The sequence below is a fragment of the Streptomyces sp. NPDC023723 genome (genome assembly GCF_040639815.1).
In the GTDB taxonomy this organism is placed as follows: Bacteria; Actinomycetota; Actinomycetes; order Streptomycetales; family Streptomycetaceae; genus Streptomyces.
In genome coordinates this window covers 1-15,259 of the sequence record NZ_JBFAAP010000095.1, presented here as the reverse complement: position 1 = coordinate 15,259, position 15,259 = coordinate 1, and the positions used below count along the sequence as shown (strand labels likewise).

The 15,259-nt window shown below is 73.5% G+C and carries 16 protein-coding genes; 6 read left to right on the top strand and 10 right to left on the bottom strand.

Translation table 11 applies throughout. From position 1 onward, the window contains the following. Positions 1–312 precede the first annotated feature (312 nt). Positions 313–1,167, top strand: a complete 855-nt coding sequence (locus AB0G32_RS39405) for an RNA polymerase sigma factor SigF (RefSeq protein WP_361175522.1) — start codon at positions 313–315, stop codon at positions 1,165–1,167. 60 nt (positions 1,168–1,227) lie between these two features. Here the strand turns inward: AB0G32_RS39405 and AB0G32_RS39400 are convergent, their stop codons facing one another. The 6 genes from AB0G32_RS39400 to AB0G32_RS39375 all read right to left on the bottom strand — a co-directional run bounded on the left by AB0G32_RS39400 (position 1,228) and on the right by AB0G32_RS39375 (position 7,824). After that, positions 1,228–2,553 (bottom strand): lipase family protein, encoded by a 1,326-nt coding sequence (locus AB0G32_RS39400; RefSeq protein WP_361175518.1) that lies wholly within the window; start codon positions 2,551–2,553, stop codon positions 1,228–1,230. A gap of 100 nt (positions 2,554–2,653) precedes the next feature. Further along, on the bottom strand, positions 2,654–3,232 hold the full coding sequence (locus tag AB0G32_RS39395; RefSeq protein WP_361175515.1) for a 3'-5' exonuclease: 579 nt from the start codon (positions 3,230–3,232) through the stop codon (positions 2,654–2,656). A 41-nt stretch (positions 3,233–3,273) separates the two neighbouring features. Continuing rightward, on the bottom strand, positions 3,274–5,343 hold the full coding sequence (locus tag AB0G32_RS39390; RefSeq protein WP_361175512.1) for an iron ABC transporter permease: 2,070 nt from the start codon (positions 5,341–5,343) through the stop codon (positions 3,274–3,276). A gap of 7 nt (positions 5,344–5,350) precedes the next feature. Then, on the bottom strand, positions 5,351–6,331 hold the full coding sequence (locus tag AB0G32_RS39385; RefSeq protein WP_361175509.1) for an iron-siderophore ABC transporter substrate-binding protein: 981 nt from the start codon (positions 6,329–6,331) through the stop codon (positions 5,351–5,353). Then, positions 6,328–7,188, bottom strand: coding sequence for an ABC transporter ATP-binding protein (locus tag AB0G32_RS39380; protein ID WP_361175506.1), 861 nt, complete (start codon positions 7,186–7,188; stop codon positions 6,328–6,330). The genes AB0G32_RS39385 and AB0G32_RS39380 overlap by 4 nt, the downstream gene beginning before the upstream one ends. 69 nt (positions 7,189–7,257) lie before the next feature. Continuing rightward, the gene (locus AB0G32_RS39375; protein ID WP_361175503.1) at positions 7,258–7,824 is read right to left on the bottom strand and encodes an MSMEG_1061 family FMN-dependent PPOX-type flavoprotein; all 567 of its coding nucleotides are present in this window, start codon (positions 7,822–7,824) and stop codon (positions 7,258–7,260) included. Positions 7,825–8,063: 239 nt separating this feature from the next. Between AB0G32_RS39375 and AB0G32_RS39370 the strand changes: the two genes are divergently transcribed. Genes AB0G32_RS39370 through AB0G32_RS39355 form a run of 4 tightly spaced genes read left to right on the top strand, consistent with a single transcriptional unit; the run spans position 8,064 to position 11,977 of the window. After that, positions 8,064–9,032, top strand: a complete 969-nt coding sequence (locus AB0G32_RS39370; RefSeq protein WP_361175528.1) for an iron chelate uptake ABC transporter family permease subunit — start codon at positions 8,064–8,066, stop codon at positions 9,030–9,032. Between the two features lie 38 nt (positions 9,033–9,070). Further along, the gene (locus tag AB0G32_RS39365; protein WP_361175525.1) at positions 9,071–10,075 is read left to right on the top strand and encodes an iron chelate uptake ABC transporter family permease subunit; all 1,005 of its coding nucleotides are present in this window, start codon (positions 9,071–9,073) and stop codon (positions 10,073–10,075) included. Between the two features lie 53 nt (positions 10,076–10,128). Continuing rightward, positions 10,129–10,935 carry an ABC transporter ATP-binding protein gene (locus AB0G32_RS39360; protein ID WP_361175500.1) on the top strand — a complete coding sequence of 269 codons (807 nt, stop codon included), beginning with the start codon at positions 10,129–10,131 and terminating at the stop codon, positions 10,933–10,935. A 22-nt stretch (positions 10,936–10,957) separates the two neighbouring features. Continuing rightward, positions 10,958–11,977 (top strand): iron-siderophore ABC transporter substrate-binding protein, encoded by a 1,020-nt coding sequence (locus tag AB0G32_RS39355; protein WP_361175497.1) that lies wholly within the window; start codon positions 10,958–10,960, stop codon positions 11,975–11,977. A 7-nt stretch (positions 11,978–11,984) separates the two neighbouring features. Here AB0G32_RS39355 and AB0G32_RS39350 read toward each other — a convergent pair whose 3' ends face one another. Continuing rightward, the gene (locus tag AB0G32_RS39350; RefSeq protein WP_361175494.1) at positions 11,985–13,154 is read right to left on the bottom strand and encodes a spore photoproduct lyase family protein; all 1,170 of its coding nucleotides are present in this window, start codon (positions 13,152–13,154) and stop codon (positions 11,985–11,987) included. A gap of 155 nt (positions 13,155–13,309) precedes the next feature. Between AB0G32_RS39350 and AB0G32_RS39345 the strand changes: the two genes are divergently transcribed. Continuing rightward, the gene (locus AB0G32_RS39345; RefSeq protein WP_361175491.1) at positions 13,310–13,486 is read left to right on the top strand and encodes a hypothetical protein; all 177 of its coding nucleotides are present in this window, start codon (positions 13,310–13,312) and stop codon (positions 13,484–13,486) included. A gap of 3 nt (positions 13,487–13,489) precedes the next feature. Here AB0G32_RS39345 and AB0G32_RS39340 read toward each other — a convergent pair whose 3' ends face one another. From AB0G32_RS39340 to AB0G32_RS39330, 3 genes are all read right to left on the bottom strand, one after another. Further along, positions 13,490–14,281 (bottom strand): SAM-dependent methyltransferase, encoded by a 792-nt coding sequence (locus tag AB0G32_RS39340; RefSeq protein ID WP_361175488.1) that lies wholly within the window; start codon positions 14,279–14,281, stop codon positions 13,490–13,492. A gap of 78 nt (positions 14,282–14,359) precedes the next feature. Continuing rightward, positions 14,360–14,986, bottom strand: coding sequence for a sugar O-acetyltransferase (locus tag AB0G32_RS39335; protein WP_361175485.1), 627 nt, complete (start codon positions 14,984–14,986; stop codon positions 14,360–14,362). A 56-nt stretch (positions 14,987–15,042) separates the two neighbouring features. Beyond that, a partial coding sequence (locus tag AB0G32_RS39330; RefSeq protein WP_361175482.1) for a Beta-galactosidase C-terminal domain occupies positions 15,043–15,259 on the bottom strand: 217 nt, incomplete at its 5' end.

Sequence of the window (15,259 nt, the reverse complement as noted above, 5' to 3'; positions counted from 1 at the left end):
GGAACCCGGCGGACGGCCCGGGCGGGCGGCGCCGCCGGCCGGCCGGCCCAGGTGCCGCCGATCAGGTGGCCGGCCGGGCCCCGGGCCGGACCCGGGTGGTGGCGCGGCGTCAGATCACGGCCACCGGCGGGGTGGTGCCGCGGTGCGGCGCTCCGGTCCCCCAAGTGGCGGTACGGCACCCGGGTCGTCCGGTGGGCCGGTGGTGTTCAAAAAGGTGGCAAGACGTAGGCGTGTTCGAGAGAAGGCGGGGTACGCGACCTGTTGCCGGTCCTTGCGGGCCGGTTTTGGAACGGACAACTCGGGAGGGCACCCATGACGGCGGCGATGACGACGCGGAAGACGGACGTCGATGGAGAAGCGGTCCGGCTGCCCCAGGTCGCCGACCCGTCGAAGGTCGCGCCAAAGGACGCCCGCGAACTGTCGCGGCTGTTCTTCGACCAGCTGGCGGTGCTGGAGGAGGGGACGCAGGATTACCAGTACGCCCGCAACACCCTGATCGAGATGAACATGTCCCTGGTGCGCTACGCGGCGTCCCGGTTCCGCAGCCGGGGCCCGGAGGAGCGCGAGGACATCGTCCAGGTCGGCATGATCGGCCTGATCAAGGCGATCGACCGGTTCGAGCTGACCCGTGAGGTCGAGTTCACCTCGTTCGCCGTGCCGTACATCGTCGGCGAGATCAAGCGGTTCTTCCGCGACACCTCCTGGGCGGTGCACGTGCCGCGCCGGCTCCAGGAGGCCCGGGTGGAGCTGGCCAAGGCGACGGACGAGCTGCGCAGCCGGCTGGGCCGCACGCCGACCGTCAAGGAGCTGGCCGAGCTGATGAGCCTGACGGAGAACGAGGTCGTGGAGGCCCGGCTGGCCGCCAACGGCTACAACTCCTCCTCGCTGGACGCCGCGCTCGGCGGCAGCGAGGACGGCGAGACCGTGCTCGCGGACTTCATCGGCACCGAGGACGCGGCGCTGGAACTGGTCGAGGACTTCCACGCGCTGGCCCCGCTCATCGCCGAGCTCGGCGACCGGGACCGGCAGATCATCCACATGCGGTTCGTGGAGGAACTGACCCAGGCGCAGATCGGCGAACGCCTCGGCGTCTCCCAGATGCACGTCTCCCGGCTGCTGTCGCGGACCCTGGCGCGGCTGCGGGAGGGCATGCTCACCACGAAGTGACCCGCTTTCAGCGACGAGCCGGCGGCCGGGACCTCCCGGCCGCCGGCTCGTCCGTGCGGCTCAGGGCTGCAACGGCAGGGTCCGGCAGTCGGAGGTGGCGGGCTTGCCCGCGAGGCGGTCGGTGAGCCAGGAGATGGCCGCGCCCTGGTCGGCGAGGAGCGCGCCGAAGTGGTTGACCAGCTTGTCGCCGACGTTCGGCAGCAGCACCGGCGCGTAGTCCACCTGTCCGCCCAGCGCGCACCAGTCGGCCGCCATCTGGCGGGTCTGGCCGTGCGGGACCAGGTTGTCGCTGGTGCCGGTGGCCACCCGGACCGGGCCGGCCGGCTTCCTGGTGCCGATGCGCTGCTCGGCCAGGAACGACTGGAGCGCGGGTTCGGCGCGGATGATGTCGCCGAGCGACTGCCCGGTGCTCGTCCAGGAACCGCTGCGGGCGAAGGCGTAGCCGAACAGCGCGTCGCCCACGCACATGGTCGACAGGTCTTCCAGCGCCTGACGGCCGGCTTGGTTGAGGTACTTGTCCGCGATGGGACGCAGGGCCGGCTCGGTCTGGAGGAAGCCGTTCAGCGACCAGCCGAGCGCGCCCGCCAGGTCGCTGCCGTCGATCGCCTCGGTGACCTCGGTCAGGTCGGCGGGCGCGGCGCCCGAGTAGGTGCCGGCCAGTGTGACGTCGGGGGCGTAGGCGGGCTGGAGTTCGGCCGCGGCGGCCGTCGCGCCGCCGCCCTGGCTGTAGCCGAACAGGCCGACGGGGGAGTCGGCGGTGACCGACGCCTCGGCCAGCGACCGGGCGGCCCGGACGGCGTCCAGTACCGCGTGCGCCTCGTCGACCCGGTTGACGTAGGTGTGCAGCCGGTCGGTGGCGCCGAGGCCCGCGTAGTCGGTGACCACGACCGCGACGCCGCGGGCCAGCAGCCGGTAGACGGACAGGTCCTCGTAACCGACCGAGACGGTCTCGCCGTTGAGGCTCAGCGGGTGCTCCAGGCCCATCGAGGCGGCGCACTGGTCGCCCTGGCCCATGGTGCCGGGGGCGACGACGACCAGCGGGCGCGGTCCGTCCCCGCGCCACTTGGCGGTGGGCTCCAGATAGGCGCCGGTGACGGCGACCGGGCCGCCGCCCGTGTCGGTGGACTTGTACATCAGCCGGGTGGCCTTGCCGGGCAGCGGGCCGCCCAGGCTCGGCAGGCTCAGCGCGAGCTTCAGCGGTTCGCTGCGCACGAGGGTGCCGTTGGCCTCGGGGAGGGTGGCCGGCGGGGTGTAGAAGGCGGGTATCTCGACGCCGCGGGAGACCACGGCGGCCGAGTCGCCGGCCGCGGCGGCCGGCCCGGCCTGGGCACCGAGGGCGAGGACGGCGGCTATGGACGCGGCGAGCAGGGTGCGGCGTGCGGGCATGGCGGACCTCCTGGTGGAGTGCGCTCACTCTGCTTCTGCAGGGGTGTCGGGACCGTACCGAGCCAGGGGTTACCGGGGGTAGCATCATGCGTATTACGGTTCAGTAACTTGACGAGTTGTCTAATAAGCGTCCGGCGGTGCCCGGTCGGCCGGGCCAGGCGCCGCGTCCCGCGAGGTCCAGCACCAGTGCCGCGATGTTCCGGGCGTCCTCCCCGCCCCGGTGGCGCCGCCCCTCCAGCGGCAGCCCGGCGATCTCCGGGGCGCGTGCCAGGCCCGGCTTCCGGCGCAGCCCGTACACCTCGGTGCAGACGGCCTTCGCATGGGTGCGGGCCCGCTCGGGCGCGGTGCCGAAGGGGCCGGGCACGGCGGCGCCGCGGCACTGGCGGACGGACTGCCGGCGGTCGTAGCCGCCCCAGCTCGTCCAGGGGCGCCGCCCGGCATCGTGCTCGCGCGCGAGCGTCCGGCACGCCTCGGCGAAGCTCGCGCCGGTCCGAACCGCCGCCCGGGTCAGCCCGGTCGGCCCGGTGCGGAACGGGCTCACCTCGGACCGGGCGGGCCGCACCAGCGGCCGGTGCCGGGCCACTCGCCGCCGGGCGCGCAGGTCGACGACGGTGAGTCCGATCTCGATGATCTCGCTCACCGCGCCCGTTGGCGGCCGCCCGGCCCGCAAGAGGCGCACGGCGGCACGGTACGGGGCGGGCCGCCGCCCCGTCACCCGCTTCACCGCCGGCTGCGGACCAGCAGATACAGGAAGTACGGCGTGCCGATGACCGCCGTCATCAGGCCGGCGCCCAGCTGGGCCGGCGCGATCACCGTGCGGCCCAGCAGGTCGGCCGTGCCCACCAGCGTGGCGCCCAGCAGCATCGCGACCGGGACCACCCGTACGTGCCGCCGGCCCACCAGCGCCCGGGCCGCGTGCGGGGCCACCAGGCCGACGAAGCCGATGGTGCCCGCGCAGGCCACGGCGGTCGCGCTGAGCAGGACGCCCACCACCAGGAAGCCGAGCCGGCCCGGGGCCAGCCGCAGGCCGAGCAGCCGGGGCGTGTCCTCGTCCAGCGACACCAGGTCCAGCTCGGTGCGCCGGGCCACCGCGAAGACCACGCCGACGACCAGCACCAGCGCCACCGGCAGTACGTCGGGCATGGTCCGCCCGTAGGTGGAACCCGACAGCCAGGTCAGCGCCTTGGTCGCGTTGAACGGGTCGGTGAGCACGATGAGCAGGCTGATCAGCGCGGTGGTCCCGGCGGCCACGCCGATGCCGACCAGGACCAGCCGGTTCTGCCGGAAGCCGCCCCGCGCGGCGAGGCCGAAGACCACCACGGCGGTCAGCCCGGCCCCCGCGAACGCGGCCCCGGCGACGCCCCAGCCGCCGGCCGTCGGCACGGTCGTCACCAGCAGTACGGCGCCGAGCGCCGCGCCGCCGGAGACACCGAGGACGCTGGGGTCGGCGAGCGGGTTGCGGGTGACGGCCTGCACCAGCGTGCCGGACAGCGCGAGCGCCGCGCCGGCGCCGAGCGCGGCCAGCACCCGGGGCACCCGGGTGTCCAGGACGAAGGACGTGGTCTGCCCGGCCCGGCCCTGGAGCCAGTTGGCCACGTCGCCGAGCAGCAGCTTGCTGTCGCCGATCAGCACCCCCGCGACGGTGACGCCGGCCAGCGCGGCGACCAGCAGCACCACCGCGGTCAGGAACGCCGCCCGGCCGGGGACGCGCATCCGGTCCGGCGCGCCGGAGTCGCCGGTGTCCCGCAGCCGCAGCGCCATCGCGACCAGGAACACGGCTCCGACCAGGCTGGTGACCACGCCCGTGGGCACGGCCACCGACAGGTCGTCCGGCACCAGCGCGCGCAGCAGCACGTCCGAGCCCAGCACCAGGGCCGCGCCGGTGAGCGCCGCCGCGGGCAGGCTGCCGCGCGAGCGCGCGAACCCCCGCAGGCGCCGGGACAGCGGCCGCACCAGCGCGGGCGCGCACAGGCCGACGAAGCCGATCGGCCCGGCCAGCGTGACCGCCGCCGCGGACAGCAGCGCGGCCAGCACGACCACCGTGACGCGGGTGGCCCGCACCGGCACCCCGAGGCCGCGGGCCGCGTCGTCGCCGAGGGCGAGCGCGTCGATCCGGCGGGCCGTCAGCGCCAGCCCCACCACCCCGACGACGGCGATCGGCAGCATCTGGAGGACGCCGTCGAAGCCGTTCTGGCTGATGCTGCCCTGGTTCCAGGCGTACAGGCCCTCGGTCTGCTCGGGGAACAGCAGCAGCAGTCCCTCGGTGACCGAACTCAGGCCCAGCGTCAGCGCGGTGCCGGCCAGTACCAGCCGGACCGTGCCGGTGCCGAGGCCGGACAGGCCCAGGACCACGGCCGCCGCGGCCAGGCCGCCGACGAAGGCGACCCCGGAGGACGCCAGCAGCGGCAGGGAGAGACCGGTGGCGCCGGCCACGCCGAGCGCCAGGTAGGAACCGGCGTTCACGGCCAGGGTGTCGGGGGAGGCGAGGACGTTGCGGCTGACCGCCTGGAGCACGCCGCCGGCCACGCCGAGGGCGACGCCGACCAGCAGGCCGGCCGCCGCCCGGGGCAGCCGGGAGGCGATCACGACCGACGTGTCGGAGGCGTCGGCCCGTCCGGTGAGCGCCTTGAACACCTCGGCCGGTCCGACCGAGGCGGTGCCCTGGGTGATGTCCCAGACGGCGAGGACGGCGACCAGCAGGAGGAGTCCGGCCGTCACCGCGCCCGCGCCCGAGCGGGAGACGGGAGCCGCCGACGGGCGGGTGCCGGGTTTCGTCGCGGTGACGGCCATGACCTCGCTACTTCGTCAGCGCGCCGACGACGGAGTCGATGTACGCCGACATCGACCCGGGGCCGCCGAACATCCAGATGCCGTCGTCCAGCCGGTGCACGTCACCGGACTTGACGAACGGCAGCGACTTCCACACCGAGTTCTTGGTGAGGGCGCCGTTGAAGGGGGTGGCGCCCTCGTCCTCGTCGTTGCCGATGTACGCGAACTGGGTGTCCTTCGGCAGGTCGGTCAGCGCCTCGACATCGGTGGAGCCGAGGCCGTACGCCGCGTCGCCCTTGACCGTCCAGGCGTTCTTCAGCCCGATCTCCGCGCTGACCTCGCCGATGAGCGATTTCGCGGTGTACGGGCGGATGGTCACCTGGTTGGAGGCGACGTAGCCGTCGGCGAAGGCGAAGTCGGTGCCGTCCAGACCGGCGGCGGCGATGGCCTTCTTGCCCTCGGCGACCTTGGCCTCGAAGTCCGAGCGGACCGTCTTCGCCTGGTCGGTGGTGCCGGTGGCCTTCGCGATCAGGTCGACGTTGGTCAGCATCTGGTCGATCTGGCCGGTGCCGTCGGCGGACTTCACCGACAGCACCGGGGCGATCTTCTTCAACTGCTTGACGGCGCTGGCCGGCAGGTCGTTGGTGGCCACGATCAGGTCGGGCTTGAGCGAGGCCACGGTGTCCATGCTGGGCTCGCCGCGGGTGCCGATGTCCTTGGGCGAGTTGGTCAGCGGCACCGCGCCGTCCCAGGTGTTGTAGCCCTTGGGGTCGGCCACCCCGACCGGCTTCACCCCGAGCGAGACGAGGCTCTCCACGACGTTCCACTCGGTGGCGACGACCTTGGTGGCGGGCCCGTCCAGCTTGACCTTCGCGCCGGTGCCGTCGGTGAGGGTGATGGCCTCGGCGGACTTCTCGGCACTGTCCGCGGCCGGCTCGGTGGTGCCGCAGGAGGACAGGGCGAGCGCCGCGGCGGTGACGGCGGTCGCGGTGAGGAGGGTACGTCTCATGAGGTGGTGCCGAGCCTTTCACGTCGGGTGTGGTGGCGGCCGATCGGGCGGGTGCGCAGCCGGCCGGTGAGGGGGTCGGTGTCGACATCGATCCGGATGCCGTAGACGGCGGTCAGCCGGTCCGGCGTCAGCACCTCCTCGGGCGGACCGTCGGCGACGATCCGGCCCGCTTCGAGCAGGGTGATCCGGTCGGCGACGGCCGCCGCCTGGTCGAGGTCGTGCAGGACGACGCCGACGGCGATGCCGTGGTCGTCGGCCAGGTCGCGGATGAGATCGAGCAGTTCGACCTGGTAGCGCAGGTCGAGGTAGGTGGTCGGTTCGTCCAGCAGCAGCACGCCGGTCTCCTGGGCCAGGCAGCTCGCCAGCCAGACCCGCTGCAACTGCCCGCCGGAGAGGTGGTCGGCGCCGCGCCCGGCCAGTTCGCTCACCCCGGTCAGGGCCAGCGCCCGGTCGACCGCGGCCGGACCGTCCGGGTCCGCCCGTCCCCAGCGGCCCCGGTACGGGTAGCGGCCGAACTCGACCACGTCGCGCACGGTCAGCCCGCTCGGGGTGGGGCGGCCCTGGGTCAGCAGCGCCACGTACCGCGAGAACTCGCGGGAGGTCAGCGCCAGTCCGTCGGTGTCGCCGTCGATCCTGAGCGTGGCGCTGCGCGGCCGCTGGAGCCGGGCGATCGTGCGCAGCAGCGTCGACTTGCCGCTGCCGTTCGGACCGACCAGCACGGTGACCTCGCCGGGCCGCAGACCGACCGCCGCGCCGTGCACGACGTCCACGCCGTCGTAGGCCACGGTGACGTCCGTGGCCGACAGCTCATGGCCGCGCAACCGCACGGCGCGCTCCGCTTCTTCACCAGATCTCACGAGGCGAAGGTTAGCCTAACCTAAAAAGTGCTGGTAGTGCCGGGGCCGGACCCGGACCGGGCGGTGGGCTCAACCCGCCTGCCAGGACTCCGCCTTCCACAGTCCCGCGCGGTTCAGGGAGGCCGGGCAGTGCAGGTAAATCTCGTCGATGTCCAGCACCACCGCCAGCGCCGGACGCCTGCCGTCCCGCCCGGCCATCGCGTCGAAGAACGGCGCGTCGGTGAGGATGCGGGCCCGGCCGTTGATGCGCAGCACCTGCTTGCCGCCCGGGACCAGGTAGAGCAGACCGGCGTGCGGGTTGTCGAGGATGTTGTGGAAGCTGTCCCCGCGCCGGTTGCCCGGCCGGTCCGGCAGGGCGACCCGGCCGGGACCGAGGACATGGGTGAAGCCCGGGGCGTCGCCGCGCGGGGAGACGTCGCAGTTGCCCGCGGTGTCGGAGGTGCCCAGCAGACAGAAGGACGAGCGGGCCAGGATCTCCAGGTCCTCGTCGGTGAGCTGCTCGTGCACCTTGTCGATCACGATGGGCCAGGGCTCGCCCAGCAACTCCCGCAGCTCGGCGCGCGAGCCCAGTTCCACCCAGCCCTCGCCGGTGGCGGTGTCCGGCCGGTCTTCGGCGGTGTCGATCGTGTGCGGCAAGGCCGGCTCCAAGTTGTGCGGGGGCGACGGGTAATTGCATTCTCAACGATATCTGATGTTAGGTTCGCCTTACCTGATGCGCCGGAAGCACTCCGTCCGGTGATCCGGGCCGCTCACCTCACCTCAAGGACTTGCCCCATGCGCCCAGTTCGTCCCCTGCGGCCGACCCGCCGGTGAACGCCCCCGCCCCCGCCCCCGCCCGGCGGCCCGGCGGCGCGGCCCGCACGGCGGGGTTCTGCCTGCTGGCCGTCCTGCTGCTGGCCTCGGTCGCGCTCAGCCTGGCCGTCGGCTCGGGCGACGTGCCGCTGCGCGACGTCGTGCACGGCGTGTTCGACCCCGACCGCTCGGTCCGCGCCCAGCTCGTGGTCCAGGAGGTACGAGTGCCCCGCACCCTCGCCGGACTGCTGGCCGGCGTCGCCCTGGGCCTGGCCGGCACCGTCATGCAGGGCGTCACCCGCAACCCGCTCGCCGACCCCGGACTGCTCGGCATCAACGCCGGCGCGGCCGTCGCCGTCGTCTTCGCGATGAGCGTGCTGTCCCTCACCGACCCCGGCCAGTACATCTGGTTCGGCTTCCTGGGCGCCTGCCTGGCCGCCGCACTCGTCTACGGCGTCGCCAGCTTCGGGCGCGAGGGCGCCACGCCGGTCAAGCTCGCCCTGGCCGGCGCCGCCGCCACCGGACTGCTGGTCTCGCTCACCGACACCATGCTGCTGACCGACAGCCAGACCTACGACCAGTACCGCTTCTGGCAGGTCGGCGCGCTCGACGGCCGCGACCTCGACGTCCTCCTCCAGGCCCTGCCGTTCATCGTCGTCGGCGGTGTGCTGGCGCTGGGCCTGGGCCCCCGGCTCAACGGTCTCGCGCTCGGCGACGACATCGCCCGCGCGCTCGGCGGGCGGGTCGGCGTGGCCCGCGCGCTGGGGGCGGTCAGCGTGGTCCTGCTGTGCGGCGCGGCCACCGCCGTCGCCGGCCCCATCGGCTTCGTCGGCCTCGCGGTGCCGCACGCGGTCCGCCTGCTCACCGGCCCCGACCACCGCTGGGTACTGCCGTACAGCGCGCTGCTCGCACCGGTCCTGCTGCTGGTCGCCGATGTCGTCGGCCGGGTCGTCGCGCCGCCCGGCGAGGTCCAGGTCGGCGTGGTCACCGCGGCCGTCGGCTGTGTGCCGTTCATCCTGCTCGTCCGCGGACGTGGGAAGGCGCGACTGTGAACGTCCCCGTAGCCGAGGCAGCGGCCCGGATCGGCCGGCTGCGCCGCGTCCGCCAGGTCCGCTTCACCGCCGTCTGCGCCGCCCTCGCACTCCTCGCGCTGGCCGCGCTGGTGCTGTCGCTCACCGTCGGCGACATCGATGTGCCGCTCGCGGACGTGCTGGCCGTCCTCACCGGACAGGCGGACGCCGGCACCTGGTTCATCGTGGGTGAACTGCGGCTGCCCCGCGCCCTGCTGGCGCTGCTCGTCGGCTGCTGCTTCGGGCTGTCCGGCGCCGTCTTCCAGGCACTGCTGCGCAACCCGCTGGCCAGCCCCGACGTCATCGGCGTCAGCGCGGGCGCCAGCGCCGGTGCCGTGCTCGCCTCGATGGCGTTCGGCCTCAGCGGCCTGGCCATGTCGGGCAGCGCCCTGGCCGGCGCGCTCGTCGCCGGCACCGCCATCTACCTGCTGGCCTGGCGCGACGGGGTCAGCGGCGGCCGGTTCGTGCTCATCGGCATCGGCGTCGGCACCGGGCTGATCAGCCTGCGCTCCTATCTGATGACCCGGGCGGAGACCACCGAGGCGTCGAACGCCTTCGTCTGGCTGACCGGCAGCCTCAACGGCCGCTCCTGGGACCAGTTCTGGCCGCTGCTCGGCTGCGCCGCCGTCCTGCTGCCGCTCACCCTGGCCGCGTCCCGGGCCCTCGGCGCGCTCCAGCTCGGCGACGAGACGGCCGGCGGCCTCGGCGCCCGGGTGCAGCGCGGCCGGCTCGCGCTGCTGGCCGGCGCGACCGCCCTGGTCGGGGTGGCCACCGCGGCGGCCGGCCCGATCGGGTTCGTCGCCTTCGTCTCCCCGCCCATCGCCCGCCGGCTGCTGCCCGGCCAGGGCGCCGCCCTGCTGCCGTCCGCGCTGACCGGCGCCGCGCTGGTGTGCCTCGCCGACTTCGCCGCCCAGCACCTGCTGCCCGGCACCCAAGTGCCGGTCGGCGTGGTCACCAGCGTGATCGGTGCCCCGTATCTGCTGTGGCTGCTGGCCCGGGCGGGCCGGGTCGGCCGGGCCGGCTGACCGTGTCCCTCGCCCCTCCATCCCCTGTCCCGTCCGACGTAGGAGCACCCCCGGTGTCGTCCCAGCACACCCTCCAGACCCGTGACCTCGGTCTCGGCTACGGGGAACGCGAGATCATCTCCGGTCTCGACGTCGACCTGCCGCCCGGCCGCCTCACCGTCGTCGTGGGCCCGAACGCCTGCGGCAAGTCCACGCTGCTGCGCGCCATGGCCCGGCTGCTGACCCCCACCGCCGGCACCGTGCTGCTGGACGGCAAGGACATCCACCGCACCGCCACCCGCGAGGTGGCCGCCTGCCTCGGCATGCTCCCGCAGAGCCTGGTGGCCCCCGACGCCATCACCGTCGCCGACCTGGTCGGCCGGGGCCGCTACCCGCACCAGGGCTGGTTCCGCCGCTGGACCGCCGCCGACAGCGAGGGCGTCGCCGCCGCGATGCTCGCCACCGACGTACTCGAACTCGCCGACCGGTCGGTGGACGAACTCTCCGGCGGCCAGCGCCAGCGGGTGTGGATCGCCATGGCACTGGCCCAGGAGACCGACATCCTGCTGCTCGACGAACCCACCACCTACCTCGACATCAGCCACCAGCTCGACGTCCTGGACCTGCTCACCGACCTCAACCGGGACCGCGGCGTCACCCTCGCCGTCGTCCTGCACGACCTCAACCTGGCCTGCCGCTACGCCGATCACCTGATCGCCATGAAGGCCGGCCGGGTGGTCGCCGAGGGCGCGCCCGCCGACATCGTCACCGAGTCCCTCGTGCGCGAGGTGTTCGGACTGCGCTCGACGGTGCTTCCCGACCCGGCCTCCGGCACCCCGATGGTGGTGCCGCTCGGCCGGCACCACGTCCCCGCCCCGTGAACCGCACAGAAAGAGCCCCCTCATGTCCCACAGCTCCGCCGCCCGCCGTCCCTGGCGCCTGCTCGCCCCCGCCCTGGTGCTGACCCTGGCGAGCGCGCTGACCGCCTGCGGCGGCTCGTCCTCGGACGATTCCGCCGCCGGCTCCTCGGCGCAGCCGAAGGCGTCCGCCGGTGCCTTCCCGGCGAAGGTCGCCACCAAGTTCGGCACGATCACCGTCGACGAGCAGCCCAAGAGAGTCGTCGCACTCGGCTGGGGCGACGCCGAGACCGCCCTCGCCCTCGGCGTGCAGCCGGTCGGCCAGAGCGACTGGCTGGCCTTCGGCGGCGACGGCACCGGCCCCTGGGCCAAGGACCTGTACGACGAGAGCCCGCAGAAGATCGGCACCCTGGAGCCCGAGTACGAGAAGATCGCCGCGCTCAAGCCGGACCTGATCCTCGACACCAAGTCCAGCGGCGACCAGACCCGCTACGACACCCTCAGCAAGATCGCCCCGACCATCGGGGTGCCCAAGGGCGGCGACCAGTACAAGATCGGCTGGGAGAAGCAGACCACGATGATCTCCCAGGCGCTGGGTCTGGCCGACCAGGGCGAGAAGCTGATCACCGACACCGAGGAGAAGTTCGCCGCCGCCGCCAAGGCGCACCCCGAGTTCAAGGGCAGGACCATCACGGTCGGCTCTCGCACCTCGGCCGGCTGGGGCGCCTATGTCCGGGGCACCGACCGGATCGGCTTCGTCGAGGAACTCGGCTTCAAGAACAACCCGAAGGTCGAGGCCGAGGCCGGGGAGGGCTTCTCGGTGACCGTCTCCGAGGAGAACCTCCAGATGCTGGACGCCGATCTCGTGGTCATGGCGCCCATCGGCATCGACGCGGCCAAGATCTCCGGTGACGCGCTCTACAAGTCGCTGCCCGCGGTGAAGGCCGGCCACTCCGTCGTCTTCGACGACACGGACATCAGCACCGCCTTCGCCACCAACACCGTGCTGTCGGTGGGCTACGCGCTGGACAAGGTCGTCCCGATGTTCGCCGCGGCGCTGAAGTGACGGCCGCTCAGAACGCGTAGCGCACGCGCAGCCAGGGCGCGCGGGCGCCGATCAGCTCCCGCACGGCGGCCACCGCCTCGGCCTTGACCCCGTTGCGGTAGCGGACGTTGAGCGCCCCGTTCTCGGAGCGCTTGGCCTGCTGGAGCTCCGGCCGCCACAGCACCTCCTCGGCGCGGGGATGCCAGCCGAGGTTCACCTCGTGCAGTTCCCGGTTGTGCGTCAGCGTGATCACCTCGGCGGCGGCCTGCTGCTTGACCCGCTCGGGCAGGACGTCGTCGAGGTGGTCCAGGAGCCCGGCCCAGGCGTCCCGCCAGCCGGGCCGCAGCACCACCGGGGAGAGGTTGAAGTGCACCTCGTACCCGGCGTCCAGGAAGTCGGCCGCGGCGGCGATCCGCTCGGCCACCGGCGAGGTGCGCAGGTCCAGCAGACGGGCGTCCTCCGAAGGCATCACCGAGAACCGGATCCGGGTCCGGCCGCGCGGGTCGAGGGCGAGCAGGCCGGGGTTGACGAACTTGGTCGCGAACGACGCCTTCGCGGTCGGCCACTGCCCGAAAGCACGCACCAGGTCCGCGGTGTTGTCGCTGATCAGCGCGTCCACCGAGCAGTCGCCGTTCTCGCCGATGTCGTACACCCACGCCCGGTCGTCGCACTGGTTCGGCTCCGGTTTCACCCCCTGCCGGGCGATGTGCCGGCCGATGTGCGCGACGATCCGGTCGATGTTGGTGAAGACGGTGACCGGGTTGGCGTACCCCTTGCGCCGGGGCACGTAGCAGTAGGCGCAGGACATGGCGCAGCCGTTGGAGGCGCCCGGCGCGATCCAGTCGGCGGACCGTCCGTTGGGCCGGGTCGTGAGCGTCTTGCGCTCGCCGAGCACCAGCGTCTCGCCCTTGACCCGGACCCAGCGCTCGACGTTGCCCTCGTTGCCGTGCAGCCCCGGGATGCCCCAGTGCGAGTCCACCTCGATCAGCCGGGCGCCGGGGAACCGGGCGCGGATCTGCCGGCCGCGCGGTGAGACGGCCGCCGCCGGCTCGGCGTAGATCTCCCGGACCGGCAGCAGCCGGCGGGCCGCGGGGAGGTCACGGACGGACGGCCCGGCGTCCTCGGCCGGGCCCGGCAGGGCGTCGAGCCCGAACAGCGTGCCGGAGCCGTCGTCCGGGGCGGGGGACGGGTGGCGCATCGGGGCTCCGGGGCGTGAGGTATGTCCGGTAAAGGACCGTTCTCCCACTGTACGGGCATCAGGACACCGGCCGCCGACCCCCGTGTTCCGGGCCCGGCCGGGGGCATACGGGTGGCACGGCGCCGAACGGCGCCGTCCAAACCGAGGAGGTCTCCGTGCTCGCCATCGTCGCAGCGGTTCTGTTCCTCATCGCTTTTCTGATCAACGCGGCCGACATCTCGACCAACGACATCTTCACGTCGGTCAACTTCATGCTCGTCGGGCTCGCCCTGCTGGCGCTGCACGTCGCCGGGATCGGCAGCGGCTGGGCGGCCCGGGGCCGCCGGCGCTGACGGTCAGGGGATACGGGCCACCGCCGCGTAGATACCGCTCTCCTCCGGCTCGGGGCGCTCCTGCTCCGGGCCGTACCACTCGGTCGCGGTGACCAGGCCCGGCTCGATCAGCTCCAGTCCGTCGAAGAACCGGGCGACCTCCGCCCGGGTCCGGAAGCCGAGCCGGATGCCGCCCTTCGCGTACTGCGCGACGACCTGTTCCGCCAGCTCCGGGAAGAGGTCGATCGCGGCGTGCGAGAGCACCAGGTAGCTGCCGGACGGCAGGGTGTCGACCAGCCGCCGGACGATGCCGTGGGCGTCTTGGTCGTCCGGGACGAAGTGCATCAGGGCGATCAGGGACATCGCGATCGGCCGGTCGAAGTCGAGTATGGACCGGGCGTGCCTGACGATCTCGTCCGGGGTGCGCACATCGGCCTGGATGTAGTCCGTGGCCCCCTCCGGGCGGCTCACCAGCAGCGCCTCGGCGTGCCGCAGCACGATCGGGTCGTTGTCGGCGTAGACGACCTTGGCGGTCGGCACCGTGCGCTGCACGATCTGGTGCAGGTTGGGCTCGGTGGGGATGCCCGTGCCGATGTCGAGGAACTGGTCGATGCCCTGCGCGGCGAGCCGGGCCACGGCGCGGTTCATGAACGCCCGGTTCTGCCGGGCCGCGTCGTGCGCCTCGGGCGGCAGGGTCCGGCCGACCGCCTCGTCGACGGGATAGTTGTCCTTGCCGCCCAGCAGCCAGTCGTAGACCCGCGCGGGGTGGGCCTTGCTGGTGTCGATCTCCAGGGGCCGGGAACTGTCCGTCGTCATCGCAGGCTCCGTCGTCCGTCGTCCGAGTGCGTGGTGATCATCGTAACTCCAGGGGTGGGGAGTTGGGACGTACGCGGGTCAGCCGGCCGACAGGGTGCGCGGCGGCCGGTAGGCCCAGTCCCGGTCCGCGTCGGTGATCTCGCGCAGTACCCGGGCCGGGGTGCCGGCGACCACCGTCATGGGCGGTACGTGCGCCGTCACCACGCTGCCCGCGCCGACCACCGACCCCCGGCCGACGGTGATCCCCGGCATGATCAGCGCCCCCGCGCCGATCCACACGTCGTCCTCGATCCGGACCGGCGCCGAGAACTGCGTGCCGTCCCGGCGCAGGTCGGGGTGGACCGGGTGTCCGGTGGTCGTCACCGTCACGTGCGGCGCGAACATCACCCGGTCGCCGACGACCACCTCGACGTCGTCGACCAGGGTGAGGCCGAAGTTGGCGTAGACCCCGGCACCGAACCGGACGTTGCGGCCGTAGGCCACCCGCAGCGGCGGTTCGACGAACACATCCGTGCCCACGGCGCCGAACAGCTCGGCCAGCAGCGCCGCGCGGCCCTCCTGGTCGCGGGGCGCGCTGCGGTTGTAGGCGTCGGCCAGCTCCTTGCCCCGCAGCCGCTCCTCGGTCAGGCCCGGTACGCCGTCCTGGTACAGCTCCCGGGCCGTCATCCGGCGGCGCACCTCGTCCTCGCGCGGGTCGGTTGTCATGCTTCCTCCTGGTCGTGGACGAGAGCGGGGGGGAGCTGCGGTGACGAGAGCCGCGGTTACGCGCCGGGCTGCCGCAGCACGGCGACCTCGCGGGGGGCGAGGACGAGGGTGCCGTCGGCGGCGGTGCCGCCGGTCAGGACGTCGCCGGTCAGGCCCGGGACCGGCACGGTGTCCTCGGTGCGGTTGACCAGGAACAGGAACCGGGCGTCCGGGCCGCGCCGCACGGCCGTCTCGACGCGTCCGCGCAGCGCGGCGGGCAGCTCGCCGGCCACC